General features: G+C 49.0%; 19 protein-coding genes and 1 pseudogene. 18 read left to right on the plus strand and 2 right to left on the minus strand.

Going from position 1 to position 17,223, the window contains the following annotated elements:
* Window positions 1-54: 54 nt before the first annotated feature.
* Window positions 55-501, minus strand: a complete 447-nt coding sequence (gene mntR, locus skT53_RS18120) for a transcriptional regulator MntR (RefSeq protein ID WP_200759161.1) — start codon at window positions 499-501, stop codon at window positions 55-57.
* Window positions 502-800: 299 nt separating this feature from the next.
* Between mntR and skT53_RS18125 the strand changes: the two genes are divergently transcribed.
* From skT53_RS18125 to skT53_RS18205, 17 genes and pseudogenes are all read left to right on the plus strand, one after another.
* Entirely contained in the window at window positions 801-1,151 is a 351-nt protein-coding gene (locus tag skT53_RS18125; protein WP_200759162.1) for a HesB/IscA family protein, read from the plus strand.
* A gap of 224 nt (window positions 1,152-1,375) precedes the next feature.
* The gene (locus skT53_RS18130) at window positions 1,376-1,909 is read left to right on the plus strand and encodes a peroxiredoxin (protein ID WP_200759163.1); all 534 of its coding nucleotides are present in this window, start codon (window positions 1,376-1,378) and stop codon (window positions 1,907-1,909) included.
* A gap of 24 nt (window positions 1,910-1,933) precedes the next feature.
* Window positions 1,934-2,392, plus strand: a complete 459-nt coding sequence (locus tag skT53_RS18135) for a TlpA family protein disulfide reductase (protein ID WP_200759164.1) — start codon at window positions 1,934-1,936, stop codon at window positions 2,390-2,392.
* A gap of 224 nt (window positions 2,393-2,616) precedes the next feature.
* Window positions 2,617-3,276, plus strand: a complete 660-nt coding sequence (locus tag skT53_RS18140; protein ID WP_200759165.1) for a ComEA family DNA-binding protein — start codon at window positions 2,617-2,619, stop codon at window positions 3,274-3,276.
* A 42-nt stretch (window positions 3,277-3,318) separates the two neighbouring features.
* Window positions 3,319-4,605 (plus strand): homocysteine synthase, encoded by a 1,287-nt coding sequence (locus skT53_RS18145; RefSeq protein ID WP_200759166.1) that lies wholly within the window; start codon window positions 3,319-3,321, stop codon window positions 4,603-4,605.
* Between the two features lie 133 nt (window positions 4,606-4,738).
* Window positions 4,739-7,183 carry a ComEC/Rec2 family competence protein gene (locus skT53_RS18150; protein WP_200759167.1) on the plus strand — a complete coding sequence of 815 codons (2,445 nt, stop codon included), beginning with the start codon at window positions 4,739-4,741 and terminating at the stop codon, window positions 7,181-7,183.
* 8 nt (window positions 7,184-7,191) lie between these two features.
* Window positions 7,192-7,305: a small, acid-soluble spore protein, alpha/beta type gene (locus tag skT53_RS18155; RefSeq protein ID WP_200759168.1), complete on the plus strand. Its 114-nt coding sequence runs from the start codon at window positions 7,192-7,194 to the stop codon at window positions 7,303-7,305.
* Window positions 7,306-7,420: 115 nt separating this feature from the next.
* On the plus strand, window positions 7,421-7,921 hold the full coding sequence (locus tag skT53_RS18160; RefSeq protein WP_200759169.1) for a hypothetical protein: 501 nt from the start codon (window positions 7,421-7,423) through the stop codon (window positions 7,919-7,921).
* A gap of 24 nt (window positions 7,922-7,945) precedes the next feature.
* A complete protein-coding gene (locus skT53_RS18165; protein ID WP_200759170.1) occupies window positions 7,946-8,092 on the plus strand; it encodes a hypothetical protein in 147 nt (48 codons plus the stop codon).
* 172 nt (window positions 8,093-8,264) lie between these two features.
* Window positions 8,265-9,083, plus strand: a complete 819-nt coding sequence (locus skT53_RS18170; RefSeq protein WP_200759171.1) for a hypothetical protein — start codon at window positions 8,265-8,267, stop codon at window positions 9,081-9,083.
* 227 nt (window positions 9,084-9,310) lie between these two features.
* Window positions 9,311-9,940, plus strand: a complete 630-nt coding sequence (locus skT53_RS18175) for an IS607 family transposase (RefSeq protein WP_200758990.1) — start codon at window positions 9,311-9,313, stop codon at window positions 9,938-9,940.
* Entirely contained in the window at window positions 9,924-11,090 is a 1,167-nt protein-coding gene (locus skT53_RS18180; RefSeq protein ID WP_200759172.1) for an RNA-guided endonuclease InsQ/TnpB family protein, read from the plus strand. The genes skT53_RS18175 and skT53_RS18180 overlap by 17 nt, the downstream gene beginning before the upstream one ends.
* Before the next feature lie 31 nt (window positions 11,091-11,121).
* A pseudogene (locus tag skT53_RS18720) lies at window positions 11,122-11,444 on the plus strand (MBL fold metallo-hydrolase); the annotation flags it as partial.
* A 292-nt stretch (window positions 11,445-11,736) separates the two neighbouring features.
* On the plus strand, window positions 11,737-12,708 hold the full coding sequence (locus skT53_RS18190; protein ID WP_200759174.1) for a cation diffusion facilitator family transporter: 972 nt from the start codon (window positions 11,737-11,739) through the stop codon (window positions 12,706-12,708).
* 318 nt (window positions 12,709-13,026) lie between these two features.
* Window positions 13,027-14,211, plus strand: a complete 1,185-nt coding sequence (locus tag skT53_RS18195) for an NAD(P)/FAD-dependent oxidoreductase (protein WP_200759175.1) — start codon at window positions 13,027-13,029, stop codon at window positions 14,209-14,211.
* A gap of 53 nt (window positions 14,212-14,264) precedes the next feature.
* The gene (holA, locus tag skT53_RS18200; RefSeq protein ID WP_200759176.1) at window positions 14,265-15,290 is read left to right on the plus strand and encodes a DNA polymerase III subunit delta; all 1,026 of its coding nucleotides are present in this window, start codon (window positions 14,265-14,267) and stop codon (window positions 15,288-15,290) included.
* A 95-nt stretch (window positions 15,291-15,385) separates the two neighbouring features.
* Window positions 15,386-15,688 carry an alpha/beta-type small acid-soluble spore protein gene (locus skT53_RS18205; RefSeq protein ID WP_226375283.1) on the plus strand — a complete coding sequence of 101 codons (303 nt, stop codon included), beginning with the start codon at window positions 15,386-15,388 and terminating at the stop codon, window positions 15,686-15,688.
* 20 nt (window positions 15,689-15,708) lie between these two features.
* Here the strand turns inward: skT53_RS18205 and rpsT are convergent, their stop codons facing one another.
* Window positions 15,709-15,975 carry a 30S ribosomal protein S20 gene (gene rpsT, locus skT53_RS18210; protein ID WP_200759178.1) on the minus strand — a complete coding sequence of 89 codons (267 nt, stop codon included), beginning with the start codon at window positions 15,973-15,975 and terminating at the stop codon, window positions 15,709-15,711.
* Window positions 15,976-16,166: 191 nt separating this feature from the next.
* Here rpsT and gpr point away from each other — a divergent pair, with 191 nt between their 5' ends.
* Window positions 16,167-17,195: a GPR endopeptidase gene (gene gpr / locus skT53_RS18215; RefSeq protein WP_200759179.1), complete on the plus strand. Its 1,029-nt coding sequence runs from the start codon at window positions 16,167-16,169 to the stop codon at window positions 17,193-17,195.
* Window positions 17,196-17,223: the final 28 nt, after the last annotated feature.

A 17,223-nucleotide genomic window follows, 5' to 3' on the forward strand; every position in this document is an offset into this window, starting at 1 on the left:
ACTCCTCTCCTGTTGTACAAAGAAAAAAAGCCCCACTAGGGAGGCGTACTTGCATCAGCGGCTTTCGCCGTCCGTTGCGGACAGGTCCCGCAGTTGTTGACGAAACTGCCGGTATTCCTCCAAGCATTCTGGATATTGTTCAAAAAACAGCACAAGGCTTTTCAAGCTATCCATCGTGCTCGGGCTAACGTGGTGTTCAATGCCTTCCACGTCTTTTTCGATTGTTTTCTCCGAAACGTCCAGCATGCGGAGAAACATCTCCAACATCCTATGCCGCTGCTTCATTAAATGGCCCATTTGTTCGCCGCGCTGGGTTAAAATAATGCCACGATATTTTTCGTAGGTGACATAGTTTTGTTCGTCCAGTTTTTGAATCATTTTGGTGACGGAGGAAGGCTGTACCGACAATGATGAAGCAATGTCAGACACTCGAGCATAGCCTTTTTCTTTCATCAGTTCGTAGATCTTCTCCAGGTAATCTTCCATGCTGGGTGTTAACATTGCGCTTCCTCACTTTCGAATCCTATCTCAATTCATTGTACTATGGAACTGAATCGGGTTGCAAATTCGCAACCTTTTTAAAACAAGGCATATAGTCAGAAAAACTGATGATAAGCACATCACAAAGAACGATGAGGGAAAATAAATCAGCCCCGTTCTATAGTATGAACGGAGCTCTTAAATAAACATTTCTGATTATCAGCAGTGACATACTCCCGTATCGAGCGATGGGACCACACTGATATCATATACCATGACAGTTTGCCAATCCACCATAATCATGTGAAGGGGAGATTTTGATGCTTACTTTAACAGAGAAGGCAGCAGATAAAGTAAAAAACTTGCTTGCAGACAAAGAACAGGGAGTTGCTCTCCGTGTGTTTATCAAGCCGGGAGGATGCAGCGGATTTTCTTACGGTATGGCGTTGGATTCAGCCAAGAGTGATAACCAAGTTCTGGTGGAAAACGGTGTCCGGGTACTGGTTGATCCACAAAGTGCGAGGTTTTTGAGCGGTGCCGTAGTGGATTATGTGGATTCCATTATGGAAGCCGGTTTTAAAATCTCCAATCCAAATGCTGTGTCTACGTGCGGCTGCGGCAGCTCCTTCCGTACTTCGGAGGAAGCGGGAAAGCCAGGAGCTTGCTGCTAAGCAGCCCATAAGCTTTCGATAAAGACGACTGTGCAATTCCGCAGGCCGTCTCGCGTATGAGAGATGCAGAAAATCTTGCAATAACTAATGATTATATGCTTGATAATTATTTATTATTAGGTTACGATACAGGTGTCAACCGAAATACCCAAGCGCAAGAACAGAGGGGGTTCTTGCGCCTCTTGGGTTAATTTTGCAATCCATTTACATAGGGAGGGTTACAAATGCCGTTAGTAGGACAAAAAGCACCCGATTTCAAAATGCTCACCACCACAAACTTGGAGAAGCTCAACCACGAAGTGAGTCTTGCAGATTACAAAGGGAAGTGGCTGGTTTTATTCTTCTGGCCGATGGATTTTACATTCGTGTGTCCGACTGAGATTACAGCGATTAGCGATCGTGCACAAGAATTTTTCGATCTGGACGCTGAAATTCTCGGAGTATCTGTGGACAGCGTATATGTCCACCGGGCATGGATTGAAACACCCCGCGACAAGAACGGAATTGGTCAGGTCAATTATCCGCTCGCTTCCGATATTACCAAACAAGTGGCACGCGATTATGATGTTTTGATTGAGGAAAAAGGTGTGGCGCTACGCGGTCTGTTTATTATTGATCCGGAGGGCATCCTGCGTTATCAGGTGGTGCATGATCTGAATGTCGGACGCAGTGTGGATGAAACGCTCCGTGTATTGGAAGCGCTGCAATCAGGGGGATTATGCCCGGCCGATTGGAAACCGGGACAAAAAACCTTGTGATTCCACAAATGGAGGAATATCGATATGCCAATGCGATTAGGCAGCCCATTGCCTCCTCTTGATGGCGCAACTGAATGGTTCAATGCACAAGGATTTGATCCCGCTCAGTTGCAGAATCATCCCGTGTTAGTGCATTTTTGGGCTGTATCCTGCCATATCTGCCACGAGGTTATGCCGGAAGTGGTTGCATATCGGGATACATATAAACCGTATGGACTTCAATTTGTCGGGGTGCATATGCCGAAACAGGAAAGCGACACGGATTTGGAAAAGGTGAAACAAGACATTGCGGAATATGGCATCACACAGCCGGTAGCTGTTGATAATCTGCACCAGGTTACAGATCAGTTTCAAAATCAATTCGTGCCTGCCTTTTTCCTGTTTGATAAGGAAGGCAAGCTGTTCTTCCGGGCTGCGGGAGACAAAGGATTTCAGAACCTCAAACCAAAGATTGAAAGCTTATTGGGGATTAAACAGTCTTGATAAGCTGTTGAATGAAATATGTTTTCATTTCATCAGGAGAAGCCGAATTCCGTTCGGACTTTTCCTTTTTTTGTGTGAAACAACCGGAAATGGTGGTAGCTGCTATACGGCAAATTTTTGAAAAGATTCGACCGTAATCCAAGTTTCTAAAATTTAAAATCTCAGAAGGGGATTGCCGGGCGCACATCGAAAAGGAATCAGGGGGGAGAAAAAGAGGTGGTTCCATGTATCGATTAAGCAGACGGGAACAGGCGATTCTGATCGGTTTTTTACTGGTCGTTCTGGTTGCGTCAGGCATCTATATGTACGGGCGACCCGGCTTGTCTGCGAACATACCGCTGCCGAAAACGGATGCACAGTATCGGGAGGCATCCAGTCAGACGCAAAACATAAGTCCTGCGGGGACCGGTTCAGCGGGGAGCCAGTCGGAGGTGCCGACCAAATCCGCAGTCCCCAATTCTGTGACCGAAATGAAAGTGGACGTAAAAGGGGCTGTCCATCTGCCGGGCGTCTATACGCTGCCGGTCGGTTCTCGGGTTGCGGATGCGCTGCAGGCGGCAGGCGGCGCAAACGATCAGGCCGATTTGCAAACGGTCAATCTGGCTCAAAAATTGGTTGACGGCGGTATGTTGGTCATACCCGTCAAAGGTGAAAAGGAAGCGGGCGCAAGCACCGCCAGCTCCGTGCAGCGAAAAGTAAACATCAATACGGCGACCGCCGCCGAACTGGATGCTGTTAACGGGATTGGTTCAACCAGAGCAAACGATATCGTCGCGTTTCGGGAACGGCAGGGACCTTTTCAATCGGTGGATGATCTGTTGAAGGTAAAAGGATTTGGACCGAAACTTTTGGAATCGCTTCGGGAACAAATTACGGTGAATTAAACGGAATCAAAATGTTATAATTTTCGAAAAGGGGTGTTATTTGTGACAGAACGCAAATGGGGATTGGAAACTTTATCTGTACATGCTGGACAAGAAGCGGATCCGACGACCGGATCCCGTGCAGTGCCAATTTATCAAACTACTTCTTATGTGTTCCGCAATACGGAGCACGCGGCCAATCTGTTTTCCTTGGCCGAACCGGGCAACATTTACACCAGAATCATGAATCCCACGCAGGATGTTTTTGAAAAAAGAGTGGCTGCACTCGAAGGCGGAGTCGGAGCGCTTGCCACAGCATCCGGGCAGTCAGCGATTACCTACTCGATTTTAAACATTGCCGGGCCTGGAGATGAAATCGTTTCTTCCACCAACTTATACGGCGGTACATACAATCTGTTTGCCATCACATTAAAAAAACTGGGCATTGATGTGAAGTTTGTCGATCCGGACGATCCGGAAAACTTTCGTCGCGCTATCACGGAGCGGACAAAAGCGGTCTACGCGGAAACAATTGGCAACCCGCGGATCGATGTGCTCGACATTCGGGCAGTTGCGGATATTGCCCATGCGGCAGGTCTGCCCTTGATCATTGACAACACCTTCCCGTCTCCTTATCTATGCCGCCCGATTGAACACGGTGCGGATATTGTGGTACATTCGGCCACCAAGTTTATCGGCGGGCATGGTACTTCCATCGGTGGAATTATCGTCGATGGCGGTACATTTGATTGGGCGAACGGCAAATTCCCGGGTCTGGTTGACCCAGATCCCAGCTACCATGGAATTTCCTACACGGAAGCATTGGGGAATCTCGCGTATATTGTAAAAGCCCGCGTTCAACTCATGCGCGATATGGGGGCTGCCATTTCCCCGTTCAACGCGTTTCAAATGCTGCAGGGGCTGGAGACGCTTCATCTGCGCATGGAACGTCATTCGCAAAACGCGCTTGCGGTTGCACAGTACCTGGAAAAACATGAGTACGTTAGCTGGGTCAATTACCCCGGTCTCGCGTCAAGCCCTTACCATCAACTGGCACAGAAGTATTTGCCAAAGGGACAGGGTGCCATTTTTACATTCGGCATAAAAGGCGGTGTCGACGCTGGAAGGAAGTTTATCGATTCTCTCCAACTGTTCTCTCATCTGGCGAACGTGGGGGATTCGAAGTCGCTCGTCATCCATCCAGCCAGCACCACACATCAGCAATTGTCGGAAGAACAACAGAAAGCAAGCGGTGTAACGCCGGATATGGTTCGTCTGTCGATCGGAACGGAAACGGTTGACGATCTGATTTACGATCTGGATCAAGCGCTGCGTAAAAGCCAGCAGTAAAAATCGGTCCGGTCTCGGCCGCAAGAGAAGCGGTTCAGCCGGGCGGAGGCTTGCGGTACTTTTTTTTCAGGGAGGGTCTGTGGACCCTCCTGCCCTCAAGCCGTTTATTTTTAATTCGTACGAGGTGGTGCCTTTGCGCCGAACGTTGTTTCGTTTTGTCATTTGTTTTCTCGCCGGTGTGGTGTGCGCCGGTTTTGTGCCCTCCCAGTCTCCTCCTGTTCTAATTGTGTCTGCGCTGGTCAGCTTTTCCATCGTCTGCTTCGGCTGGTGGATTACACACCGTCAGCATCGCCCCTTTCCTGTTTCGCTCCTGATGGTATGCTTCCTCTTCGCGGGTTTTCTCTACAGCCAAACGTACGACGCTTTTCACCCCAATCTTTTAACCCCTTATTATCAAAAATCGATCATCGCTTACGGAGAAGTTGTAAGCGCATCCGAGAAACGAAACGGAAAATATCACTACACCGTTCTACTTGACCATTTGCAAGCAGGAAATGAAAAAGTTTCGCTAACAGATCGAGTAGAAGTTACCGATGTGCGGACAAAAGAGCAGCTCCCGGCTTATGGCACAAGGGTAGAATTGCGCAGCATTCTGCAAGAACCCTCTCCCGCACGCAATCCTGGCGGTTACGATGATCGCAAAGTTCTGGCCAGAAAAGTAACTCATGGGCGAATCACAGTCCGAACCGAAGCGCAATGTGTAACATACGGAAAACGGTTCACTTTCTACGGATTTCTGATGGAACCGCTGCGCCAGCATACTGAACAGACGATACAAACGTTATTTCCATCCACTGAGGCGGACCTGATTGGCGGTTTGGTAATGGGATTTGCAAACGAATTGCCTGACGAATGGAAATCGGCTTTTCAATCGTTAAGTTTGACTCATCTGTTGGCCGCTTCCGGTATGAACGTTGGTTTAATTGCGGGATCACTGTTCTTCTTGCTGAAAAGGTTGCGCTTTCCGAAACGGCTTTCCGATGCGATGGTGATTTGTATAATTGTGATTTTTGTCAGTTTGGCGGGTGCTGGCCCATCGGTGGTAAGGGCCGGGCTTATGGCCGCTTTGGCTGTATTTGGTTCCGCGCACAGCAGAAAAGCCGATTTTTTTACGATGGTAGCAGTGGCCGCTTTGATTTCTGTGCTCTATCTGCCTATGGTCACAAGTGATGTTGGATTCCAGCTTTCCTTTGTCACCACGATCGGTTTGTTTCTCTTGACCCCTCGGATCGCAAGCCGACTCCCCGGTCCCCGCTGGATTCGATCCGCGTTGGCCATTACAATTGCCGCACAAATTGCTTCTCTGCCAATCCTGATCTACTTCTTCAATCGCGTATCGCCGTTTTCTTTGGCAGCCAATCTGTATGCCATGCCGCTGATGTTCGTGTTGGTTCCTGTCGGATTTGCGGTGATTGTTTTGGGATCGGTTCACCCCTGGCTGGCGATTCCTTTCGTCGGACTGGTTCGTGTGCTGGTTTGGTGTTTGATGAAGCCGATTGTATGGCTGTCGAATGTGACCGCTGAGTTTACATGGACAATCGCCAGCCCGCCGACATGGGGCGTCTGGTTGATTTACCTGCTTCTGTTGTTGCTGCTGTTCTGGCGACAGGCCGCTGCCTGGCTGGAGCGGCAGTTCGGCCAGTATTCCTTCCGCACATCAGGCTTTATTCCAGCTAAGCGGTTCAAGGGTTGGGGCAGCAAGGCTGCTATAGGGACCGGTTTTCTGCTGGTACTCCTGTTAGCCGCTTATTTGCTGCAACCTAAACCGCTTCGCGTTACGTTTCTGGATGTTGGGCAAGGGGACAGCGCGCTGATTGAAACACCTGGCGGACAGGCAATTCTGGTGGATGGCGGGGGAACACCGTCTTTTCTGGAATCCGATTTTGACCCGGGGGAAAGCATTGTGCTGCCGTTTCTGCGTCATCAAGGGATTTCGGCCATCGATTATCTGGTTGTGACACACGCGGACGAGGATCATGTAAAAGGGCTTTTGGCGGTCATCAATCAGGTACAGATCCGTCACCTGATTGTATCCGGTTATGACGATCCGGCCCGCGTGTTTCAGCAAATTTTGGGTAAAGCGAAAGAAAAAAACATCCCTGTATACAGATCTCTGGAGGGAGTCGGATGGCCAATCGAACCAGGGGTGTTCTGGCGGTTTCTGCATCCAGGAGCCATCCGGACGGGAACGAGAAGCGATGCAAACGCCAATTGTATTGTGTTTGAACTTTCTTACGGCCGACGCTCCTTTTTGTTTACGGGGGATATCGATGGCGAAGAGGAACCGGATCTGTTTCCGTACCTGCATCCGGTTGACGTACTGAAAGTGGCGCATCATGGCAGTCAGCATTCTTCCACAGAGGAGTTTCTCGCCCGATCCAGACCGCAAGTCGCTGTTATATCGGTAGGTAAACGGAATCTTTACCATCACCCTAGTCCACAGACAATCAAAAATCTGACTGTACAGGGGGCGACCGTCTTCCGAACTGACCAATCGGGGGCGGTTACGATCACGACGGATGGAAACCGGCTGCAAATTGAAACGGTCATGGGTCAAAACAAGATCAGTGTTCCTTAAAAGCATTCATGGAAAAAGGTTGGGAGAATATGACCACCGGACAGGTTGGCAAAATCGGTGGGAATATGGTCCGCAGAATGATCCGCTTGGCTGAGGATGAAATGGCGAAGCGGTCGAAGTAATTCCATCCCTGTCGATCGTCTGTGCTGCACATGCTGCCGCAGGCGGTCGGCTTTTCCATGTTTTTGCATAAGTCGGAATGATCCTTCCAATCCTAGTGAAGAAGGAGGTATCGAGATGTATGAGACATTCGTAAAGGAATTTATTGATATTATGGATGAACGGGCTCCTGTTACGTTGGTGCGCAATCGGATCGACATACCGCTTGGTTCGGTGGAAGCCGAACAGAGCACGTTGATCCATTCGCGACTGGATTTGGCAGATGAAGGCAGTCCACATGCAGATGTTGTGATTTCGCAGGGCAACGGCAGTTATAAGGTTGATTTTATCGCGCATGTTCCGACTAACGACCGGATTACAGATGAACAGTTCATTTCTCAGATCCGTGAAGTGGGGCAGGTGGAGTCTGTTTCGGTACTGCAGTCAATTGACGGACAGCATGATGATACTTATGTGGTGACGGGCCGTATGGATATCCGGCCAGGAAATGATGATCAGAATACAAATTCGGCTACGCACGATATATCCGAGAAAATTGTGTCAATAATGAAAGCAGGCGGCTATCAGTTGGATGACACCGCCAACGCGAACGATCTTGTTTTGTGGTCGCCTGAATAATCGAGAATGACAGGAGGTGGCGCAGTGCGGCAAATGACAAGCGGAATCGCAGCCATCTGCCTGATGGCGGCACTCCTGCTGCAGCCGACACCGGCCGTAACGCAGGGCAAATCTTCCGCTCCTCAAAACGATTGGAGCACCTGGACGCATATCAAAAAATTAAGTTATTAAAGTGTATTAAAGAAGGCCGCCGCAGGGGGCCTTCTTTAATTCATAGTTAGAACATTGACACTGGCTGCGGGATGATCCCCGCGAAGGGAATCGGATTATGACCCCGATGAATCTGTCATTAAAATAGATAGATTGCATATCTTCTACTAGATGATGCAGGGAGGGAAGTGGAATGTTTGCAAAACGGAAATTTTGGCTGGTCGGACTATGCACTCTCGTTGCGACAGTCGTTGTATGGGCAGCGGCCGGTGGACAAGCTTCCCGATTCTGGAAAATGGGAAGCGGCACTGCGGATACCGATCCGGTGCGGAAATCAGCTGCCATTTCATTTTTGCAAAAGGAATTACAAGTGAATGACGCGACAAACATTATAATCGGGGAATGGCAGAAATTGCCTCCGCAGAATAGAGCCCCTTCTGCTGCTGAAATAAAACAGGAACTGTCTTCGATCGAGCAGCAAATCGAAACGATAGCGGCCCAAAAAGCGCAGGCAAATGCCATACGCGAAGACAGGCAAAGTTCAATTCAGGCAGTGGAAAACGATTTTTCCAATGGACGGCTTACGGCCGATGATGCGGCCATGCTGCGCAGCATGTTTCAGCAGAAAGTGGACAAGCAAGTCCAAGAGTATAACAGATTGGACGAGCGACAGAAGCAATTGGAAACACGCAAGCAGCAATTGATTTCGATTCAAAATGGGGAAGCGCTTCAATACGCGGAGGCGGAAATAGAAAAGGGGCTGATGGCTTACAGAACGACAACCGTTTTTTATGATCCGAAACGGCAGCACATTCTGACAGCCGAAGAGGTGCGGGATCATCCGGCCGCTTCCGAATGGAAAGCCAACCATCCGGATCGTACGGCAAATCGGATTTCAAGAAATGTTATCGTTGCGGGGAGCGGTTCGATTTTACTGATTGGCGGCACTGCTTTGCTTTCCGTGCTGTACAGACGGAGACAAACATTGAAAGTGCTGCATCCGCACACCTAATGCTTTCATAAAAATCAGGTCTGTTGCTATGAAAACTGCTCGTATTGCCTTTTGTCAAGGGGAAACAATATTGGAGGTGAAGGTGATCTGCAAATCACAAATTCCTGATGGGGGGTACTTTCTTGGAAAGTCCATTCGAACATACAGTTATTCCGGTAACAACCGTAAGAAGCGGGGCTTGAACTGTAAACATTGATTCTGCCTAAAACTGACTGTATACTATCAATATGGACAGATTAGTAACGATAGGCGAAGCTTCAAAGGTGTTGGGAGTATCGATTACAACACTCCGGCGATGGGAAAAAGAAGGCCGTTTGCAACCGGATGAAATTACCCCCGGCGGCCATCGGCGATACGATCTTGTGAAACTGCGGCCTGAATTGTTCCGGCTTCAGCGCAGCGACAGAACAACCGTGGCCTATGCCAGAGTATCAAGCCACGATCAGAAAGAGGATTTGGAGCGACAGAAACAAGTCCTTGAAATGTACTGCGCTTCGCAAGGGTGGACGTTTGAAGTGGTTTCTGACCTTGGATCGGGAATGAACTACCACAAAAAAGGTTTGAAACGCCTCTTACACGCCATCTTGCAGGACGAAGTAGGCAGACTGGTCATCACACACAAAGATCGTCTCCTTCGTTTTGGTGCGGAGCTGGTCTTCGCCATTTGTGAGGCGAAAGAGGTGGAAGTGGTGATTCTCAACCAGGGCGAAGACACTACGTTTGAAGAAGATCTTGCCAAGGATGTTTTGGAGATTATCACGGTGTTTTCTGCACGGCTCTACGGTTCGCGTTTACGCAAGAACCAGAAGCTCATAGAAGGGATGAAGCGGGTGGTTGAGGATGCTGAGAAGCCATAAGATTGCGCTTCAACCGAATAACAAGCAGTCCACCTACTTCGCAAAAGCGTGTGGTGTGGCTCGCTTTGCCTTCAATTGGGGCTTGGCAGAATGGAAGCGACAGTATGAAGCAGGTGAAAAGCCGACAGAAGCGTCACTTCGCCGTCAACTGAACTCGATTAAAAGAGATCAGTTTCCGTGGATGCTCGAAGTGACGAAAAACGCCCCGCAAATGGCGATCATCCATTTGGGGCAGGCGTTCAGGAACTTTTTTTCTGGTCGCGCGAAGTATCCCACATTCAAAAAGAAAGGCGTCCATGACAGTTTTACGTTGACCAACGATCAGTTTGCGGTCAGTGGCAAGCGAATCCGCATCCCGAATCTTGGTTGGGTACGGATGCAGGAAGCGTTGAGGTTTTCCGGCAAAATCATGTCCGCCACCATTTCGCGTAAGGCGGGCAAGTGGTTTGTCAGTATTACGGTAGACACCGAAGACGTACCGCCGATGAGCGAAAGCCAAGCCATCGTCGGTGTGGATTTGGGAATCAATCGTCTTGCCACCTTGTCGGACGGGACGATGGTGTCGGGAGCGAAGCCCTATAAGACTCTTTTGAAACGGTTGCGCCGTCTGTCCCGCTCTCTATCGCGTAAGCAAAAAGGTTCAAAGAACAGAGCGAAGGCGAAACAGAAATTAGCGAAGCTCCACGTGCGGATCGCCAACATTCGCCATGATGAGTTGCACAAGCTGACGACCAACCTGGCGAGCCAATATGGCGTGATCGTGATCGAGGACCTAAACGTCAAAGGTATGATGACGAATCATCGCTTGGCGCGAGCGGTTGGCGACATGGGTTTTCATGAATTTCGCAGGCAGTTGGAGTATAAGACGGCGATGCGAGGCGGACGGGTGATTGTCGCAGACAGGTGGTTTGCATCGAGCAAGGCATGCTCAGATTGTGGCACAAAGGAAGAGGACATGCCACTGTCGATACGCGAGTGGACATGCCCTGAGTGCGGAATCCATCATGATCGAGACTTGAATGCTGCAAGGAATCTGATGAAATTGGCCGTGAGTTCCACGGCGACAGCCTGTGGAGAGAGCGTAAGACCTGCTAACACAGGGGCAGCCTCGACGAAGCAGGAATTCAACGTCAAAGCTACCTATGTGTAGATTTGAGTAAGTTTGGAGGAACGGATGGTGAGGCAGTTGCACCGGACATATTTCCTTGTTTCGTGAAAAAGATCGAGCTCTTATTGCAGGAGACGCATTTATTACGGTGAAGCAGGAATCGCCTTTTAAAGTGATCATCCAAGACCAGGAATTACACGGCCCCCCTGCCTATTTCACAACCGATTGGCAGGCGTCGCGGGAATCGGTAAAAAACTTGCCGCGTTAAAACCGTCAATTGCGGTGACCGGACATGGCCGACCGATGTCGGGGGAAGAGTTGACGCGCGGTCTGGAAAATCTGGCACGTGATTTTGATCGTACGGAAATTCCCAAGGAAGGACGTTATGTGCATTAAACGTCATCTTCATCAAATGACGCCATCTTCAGTAAACGAAGATATGTGCAGGAATGAAAGCAAAGGGCTTAACCCGTGAGTAATGTTCATTACTTTTTCGGGGCAGGCTCTTTTTTCGGCCTGACAATAGATTAGAATAATTATTGAGAATAATTTTCAGTATCAAGTAAATGGCCAAAAATGACAATGATAAGCGTTTTCAGACTAAATAACAAATCTAACTTAAATTTTTGTGCCATTTCTTAGTTTTTCGTGGTATATTAAAGGAAGCAGACATATGGAGGAGAAGCGCATGCAGACACAGACAAATACGGAAAACATGCAGGCGTATCAGACGGTTGCCTTATCGTCGGAGAAAATTATCAGTTACGGGATCCTGCTTACCTTCCTTGTTTTTTTACTAAAAATGATCGGCGGATATTTAACAGACTCTCTCGCCTTAACTTCAGACGGGTGGCATTTGGCGGGGGATTTGGTAACTCTCCTGCTAAGCTGGTGGGGAGTGAAACAATCGGTAAAACCTGCCACGAAACGGCGCAGTTTCGGCATGTATCGAACAGAGATTTTGACCGCATTCCTGGCAAACCTGATTCTTGTAGGAGTCGGATTGTATATCATCTATGAGGGGTACCGGCAGTATCTCGAACCGCATCCCGTATCGGGCGGTTGGGTATTCTCGATCACGCTCGCCGGACTTGTAATTTATTCCATACTCGCTTATCTGATGGGGACAAAGAAAGAAAACATGAACGCCAAAAGCGCCTGGCTCCATTTCTTGGGTGATGCGATGTCATCCGTTGCGGTTTTGGTCGGGGCGACGGTGATTTATTTTACCGGCTGGTATCAGGTGGATGCCATATTATCTGTCTTGATTGGTCTGGTGATTGCCGTTGCGGCGGCTAGAATGGCGTGGGACGGCGTACACATTTTGCTTGAATTTACTCCTCGTCAGATCGACCCGGAGGAAGTGGAACAGGCGATACTCTCTATTCCGGAAGTGAGTGCGGTAACCGATCTTCACATCTGGTCGATCACAGAGAGCCAGATTATGATGTCCTGTCATTTGGCAGTCACGGTTACAACGATCGAGCAGGGGGAACAGATCATTCAGCAGGTGCAGGATGCGATGTGGAACCGGTTTGGCATCGGACATCCAACAATCCAGCTGGAAAGCAAATCGTGCAACACCTGTTACCATCATGAAGCGCAGATGCAACACCTGTGTTCTTCCTGTTCGGCTAACAACCCGATACTGATAGGATGACCCGATTGATGGCGAGGCGGATTGATTCCAGCGAATTCGCAAATGGGACTCCTCCTCACGTTTGCGGGGCGCATAATACGTGCTGCGAGGCTGCAAAAGCCTGTTGCAAAGGCCGATTTTAAATATTTGTGAAAAAAGTTACAAATGTGTAGTACATTTATGAACGGTCTGTGATATAATTAAGTAAGTTCATTTTTTCACAAAATACATCTGCATATGTTCCATTCATCGAAATCGGATTGGTGTATGGCTTTCGCCACTTATTCGAACACTAGGAACAACAAACAGAGATGTGGAGTGCGAGGAGGAAACAACAAGATGGCAAAAGTATTATTGCTGGGTGCCGGTTATGGTGGTATGGCGGCAGCCGTGAATATGCAAAAAAGGCGTATTCCTTTTACAATTATTAACAAGCATTCATATCATTATTTCACCACTTTATTGCATGAACCGGCTGGCGGTCGGAATGATTTTGATCCCTATTATGTAGAGCTGTCCGATATTTTGAACAGTAAAGAGGTAACCATCGTAAAAGATTTGGTGAAGGAAATTCGTCCCAAGGAGAAGAAAGTAATAACAGAAAAAGGCGAATATGAATTTGATTATCTGATTTTTGCATTGGGGAATGCCCCTGAATTTTTCGGAATTCCTGGCTTGGCAGAACACAGCCTGCTGCTCCGCAGCTTGAACACCGCCAAAGAAATTCGTTCCCACATTGAAGAAATGTTTGCCGAATACGCAGCAGATAAAGATCCTGCCCGTTTGCGGATTGTAGTGGGCGGAGCGGGATTGACCGGGGTTGAACTCTGTGGCGAACTGGCTGAGTATTTGCCGCATTTGGCGAGCAAATTCCACATTCCGGATTCGAAAATCGAGTTGATCAATCTGGAGGCGGCTCCAACCATTCTTCCTATGCTGGATAAAGGTTTGCAGGAAGAAGCCCTTCATCAATTGTCCAAGCATGGAGTGCAAGTCCGCACCAATGAAAAAATTGTCCGTGTTGATCAAGATTTGGTTGAATTGGCGACCGGTGAGCAAATTCATGCCAAAACCATCATCTGGACAGGCGGCGTACGCGCCAACCCGCTGCTGCAGGAAGCCGGATTTGATTGCGATCCGCGCGGTCGGGCTAAGGTAAATGAATATCTCCAATCGGTCAATTATTCGAATATTTTTGTGCTGGGAGACTCCGCTTGTTTTGTTGGAGAAGACGGCCGTCCGCTGCCTCCCACTGCCCAATTGGCGCAGCAGATGGGACAACATGTGGTAGACAATATTGTGGCCATCACAAACGGTCAACCGCTTAAGCCGTTCTCCTTCCACTATATGGGAACCCTCGCTTCGCTCGGATCGGATATCGGCGTAGGAAACGTTAAGGGAATGCGGATAAAAAGATCTGTTGCCGCTTTGATGAAGGAAGCATCGAAAGCGAAGTGGTTGCTGACGATCGGCGGAATCGGTCTTTTGGCGAAGAAAAACAGGCAGTTCACCAAATCGGTATAAAATTCGGGCCGTGTTTCTCGGAAAGGGAAACGCGGCTTTTTAGGAGTTAAGGCATGTCGTATTCACAATTGGTACAGGAAATTGAAAAAGGGATCATTCATCCGGTTTACCTGCTGTATGGAACGGAAACGTTGCTGATGAAAGAAGTTTTGGAAGCGCTTGAACAGGCGGTTGCCGCAGACGATCCGCTTGGCACGCAGCGTTTTCACTGTGACGAGGTGCCAATCCAAACGGCTGTAAGGGAGGCGGAGACGCTTCCTTTTTTGAGCGAGAAACGGCTGGTGGTGGCGCAGAATGCGACCGTTTTTACAAGCGCCAAATCATCCCTTGAACACGATACGGATGCGCTGCTGCATTATTTGGAAAACCCCTCTCCCACATCTGTGTTTGTCTGCACGGTGACGGCTGAAAAGCTTGATGAGCGGAAAAAGATTTTTAAGGCGGCACAAAAAAACGGGAAAGTGGCCGCTTTTCTGCCGCTTAAGGAACAGGAACTGAAAGCCTGGATGGCACAGGCAGCCCGCAGGAAAAAGGTAACGATCACATCGCAGGCGGTGGATCGGCTGCTTTTTATGTGCGGATCAAACCTCACCTTTCTTGATACCGAATTGGAAAAACTTTCGCACTATGCGGGAGAGAACAATACGATCGATGAAGATATGGTAAACACACTCGCTTCCCGTACGTTGGAGCAGGATATATTCGTGTTTGTCGACGAAGTGGTCCGCCTGCGGACGGAACAGGCGCTGCGGATGATGAGCGATTTGCTGAAAAATAAACAGTCGCCTGTCTACCTGTTGTTTATGATCGCCAGACAAATCCGCATCATGCTGCAGGTCAAAATTCAAACTGTCCGCGGTCTATCGGTTCAGCAGGTTGCCGGGCAGATTGGTGCGCACCCATATGCCTGCAAAATCGCGGCGGAGCAGGCGAGACGATTTTCACGCCAGGATTTGGAACGGTTTCTTATGGAACTGGGGGATATTGACTATCAGATTAAAACCGGGCGTATCAGGGACAGGCATGCGCTGGAAATGTTCCTGTTAACCATGCAGGGTAAAATAGGGACGGCAGGATAAGTGATCTATGCGGCATTCGGCCACACATGTGGTGGCGAATGGCGGGGCATCCTAGAAAGGTAGCTTCTTATTCTGGGGTACCGGAGGTGCAAGCTGTGGCTCGCAGACGCAATCGGTTGTTGGTGCCTGAAGCGCAGGCCAGTTTGGATCGTCTAAAATGTGAACTGATCCGGGATACGTTCGGGTCTCCAAGTGCCTCCTGCGCTATAAATCCGAATGATGTGAAATATGAAGCGGCAGAGGAAGTGGGTGTGCCGCTCGTACATGGCGATAATGGGGATCTGACCGCCCGGCAGGCTGGCAAAGTGGGAGGCAAGTTAGGCGGTGCCATGGTTCGTCATATGATTGAAATGGCAAAACAACAGATGGCAGACACACAGCAAACCCCCGATCGGTGATCGGGGGTTTTGAATTTCCGTTAAGCGCCCAGTTTGTTGAATTTTTTGGTTAAACGGGATTTTTTGCGGGCAGCCGTGTTTTTATGAATAATGCCCTTTGTTACCGCTTTATCCAAAGTACGGGTTGCGTGGCTCAACAATGCTTTTGCGTTTTCCAGATCATTGTTTGCAACCGCAGCCTCGAATTTTTTAAGCGCCGTACGAAGGGTAGATTTTGCCGCAGCATTGCGAAGGGTACGCGTACGAGTAATTTTTACCCTTTTGATAGCAGATTTGATATTCGGCACTCTGTTCACCTCCTTACAGCATAGATACGATCCTACTTGACGGACAATGGATATTTTATCATGTCGGAATCGGCAGTGCAACTTAATTTTTCATTATTTTTAGGCCCGTTGCGAATCTGTTTATCCTAAACCGTATAGATGGCTCGCCTTTTGCAAAATCTAGCCGAAAGGACAAATGTTGGGGTGAGAGGATGGAACAGACGGAACGGAACGAACAGACAGAACGTACAGATGCATACGAAGGATATTCGGTTCGCACCGATTTGGCATTGGAAGCGCATCAGATGGCGGGAGCAACACACGGAGCGGCGACCATCCCTGGTGTCGAAAGTGAAGAGGAAGAAGCGGACGGATTTCGCATTACGAAAATGCGGATCACCGATCAAGTGGCCGCCAAAATGCTGGGCAAGCAGGAAGGCAGTTACCTGACGTTTGAAATTCCCGGATTGCGGCAGAAAGACCCTGAACTGCACCAAAACGTGGCGAAACGGTTTGCAGAGGAACTGCAGAAATTCATTAATCTGCCGGATAAGGCGAGTGTTCTTATTGTCGGCTTGGGCAACTGGAACGTAACTCCTGACGCTTTGGGTCCTTCCGTTGCAAAGAAAGTGTTTGTAACGCGCCATCTCTATGCGCACATGCCCGAATTGCTAAACGACGGCTTTCGTCCGGTGGCAGCCGTATCGCCTGGAGTGCTCGGCATCACCGGAATTGAGACAAGCGAAATTGTAAATGGAATTGTACAGCATATGAAACCCGATCTGGTGATCGCCATTGACGCACTGGCTTCCCGCTCGCTGGAGCGGGTGAACACGACCATTCAGGTGGCGGATACGGGCATCAATCCGGGGTCAGGTGTCGGAAACAAACGGAAAGCGTTGAATAAAGAATCGCTGGGAGTTCCCGTTGTGGCGATTGGAGTGCCGACCGTCGTCGATGCGGTGACGATCGCGCATGATACAATGCAGCATCTGATGTCACGGTTATCGCAAATTGTACCGGGCAACGACTGCGCCAAGCTGTTTGACAATTTCAATGATCAGGAAAGAAGACGACTGATTCATGAAGTGCTGCAGCCGCTCGGTCAAAATTTGATGGTAACGCCAAAAGAAATTGACCGGTTTATCGATGATATTGCAGCGGTAGTGGCAAACGGGCTGAATATGGCCCTGCATCAGTCGATTACACCGGAAGATGCGCCGATGTTTCTGCAATCCTGACAAACTTTGAATCTAGTAAAAAAATGTC

The organism is Effusibacillus dendaii (assembly GCF_015097055.1).
In the GTDB taxonomy this organism is placed as follows: domain Bacteria; phylum Bacillota; class Bacilli; order Tumebacillales; family Effusibacillaceae; genus Effusibacillus; species Effusibacillus dendaii.

Bases quoted from the DNA above. Each gene is read 5' to 3' on its own strand.
- skT53_RS18125 (WP_200759162.1), top strand. From the start codon at position 801: ATGCTTACTTTAACAGAGAAGGCAGCAGATAAAGTAAAAAACTTGCTT.
- skT53_RS18140 (WP_200759165.1), top strand. From the start codon at position 2,617: ATGTATCGATTAAGCAGACGGGAACAGGCGATTCTGATCGGTTTTTTA.
- skT53_RS18160 (WP_200759169.1), top strand. From the start codon at position 7,421: ATGTATGAGACATTCGTAAAGGAATTTATTGATATTATGGATGAACGG.
- skT53_RS18195 (WP_200759175.1), top strand. From the start codon at position 13,027: ATGGCAAAAGTATTATTGCTGGGTGCCGGTTATGGTGGTATGGCGGCA.
- gpr (WP_200759179.1), top strand. From the start codon at position 16,167: ATGGAACAGACGGAACGGAACGAACAGACAGAACGTACAGATGCATAC.
- skT53_RS18170 (WP_200759171.1), top strand. From the start codon at position 8,265: ATGTTTGCAAAACGGAAATTTTGGCTGGTCGGACTATGCACTCTCGTT.
- skT53_RS18175 (WP_200758990.1), top strand. From the start codon at position 9,311: ATGGACAGATTAGTAACGATAGGCGAAGCTTCAAAGGTGTTGGGAGTA.
- skT53_RS18135 (WP_200759164.1), top strand. From the start codon at position 1,934: ATGCCAATGCGATTAGGCAGCCCATTGCCTCCTCTTGATGGCGCAACT.
- skT53_RS18130 (WP_200759163.1), top strand. From the start codon at position 1,376: ATGCCGTTAGTAGGACAAAAAGCACCCGATTTCAAAATGCTCACCACC.
- mntR (WP_200759161.1), bottom strand. From the start codon at position 501: ATGTTAACACCCAGCATGGAAGATTACCTGGAGAAGATCTACGAACTG.
- skT53_RS18155 (WP_200759168.1), top strand. From the start codon at position 7,192: ATGGAAAAAGGTTGGGAGAATATGACCACCGGACAGGTTGGCAAAATC.
- skT53_RS18190 (WP_200759174.1), top strand. From the start codon at position 11,737: ATGCAGACACAGACAAATACGGAAAACATGCAGGCGTATCAGACGGTT.
- skT53_RS18180 (WP_200759172.1), top strand. From the start codon at position 9,924: ATGCTGAGAAGCCATAAGATTGCGCTTCAACCGAATAACAAGCAGTCC.
- holA (WP_200759176.1), top strand. From the start codon at position 14,265: ATGTCGTATTCACAATTGGTACAGGAAATTGAAAAAGGGATCATTCAT.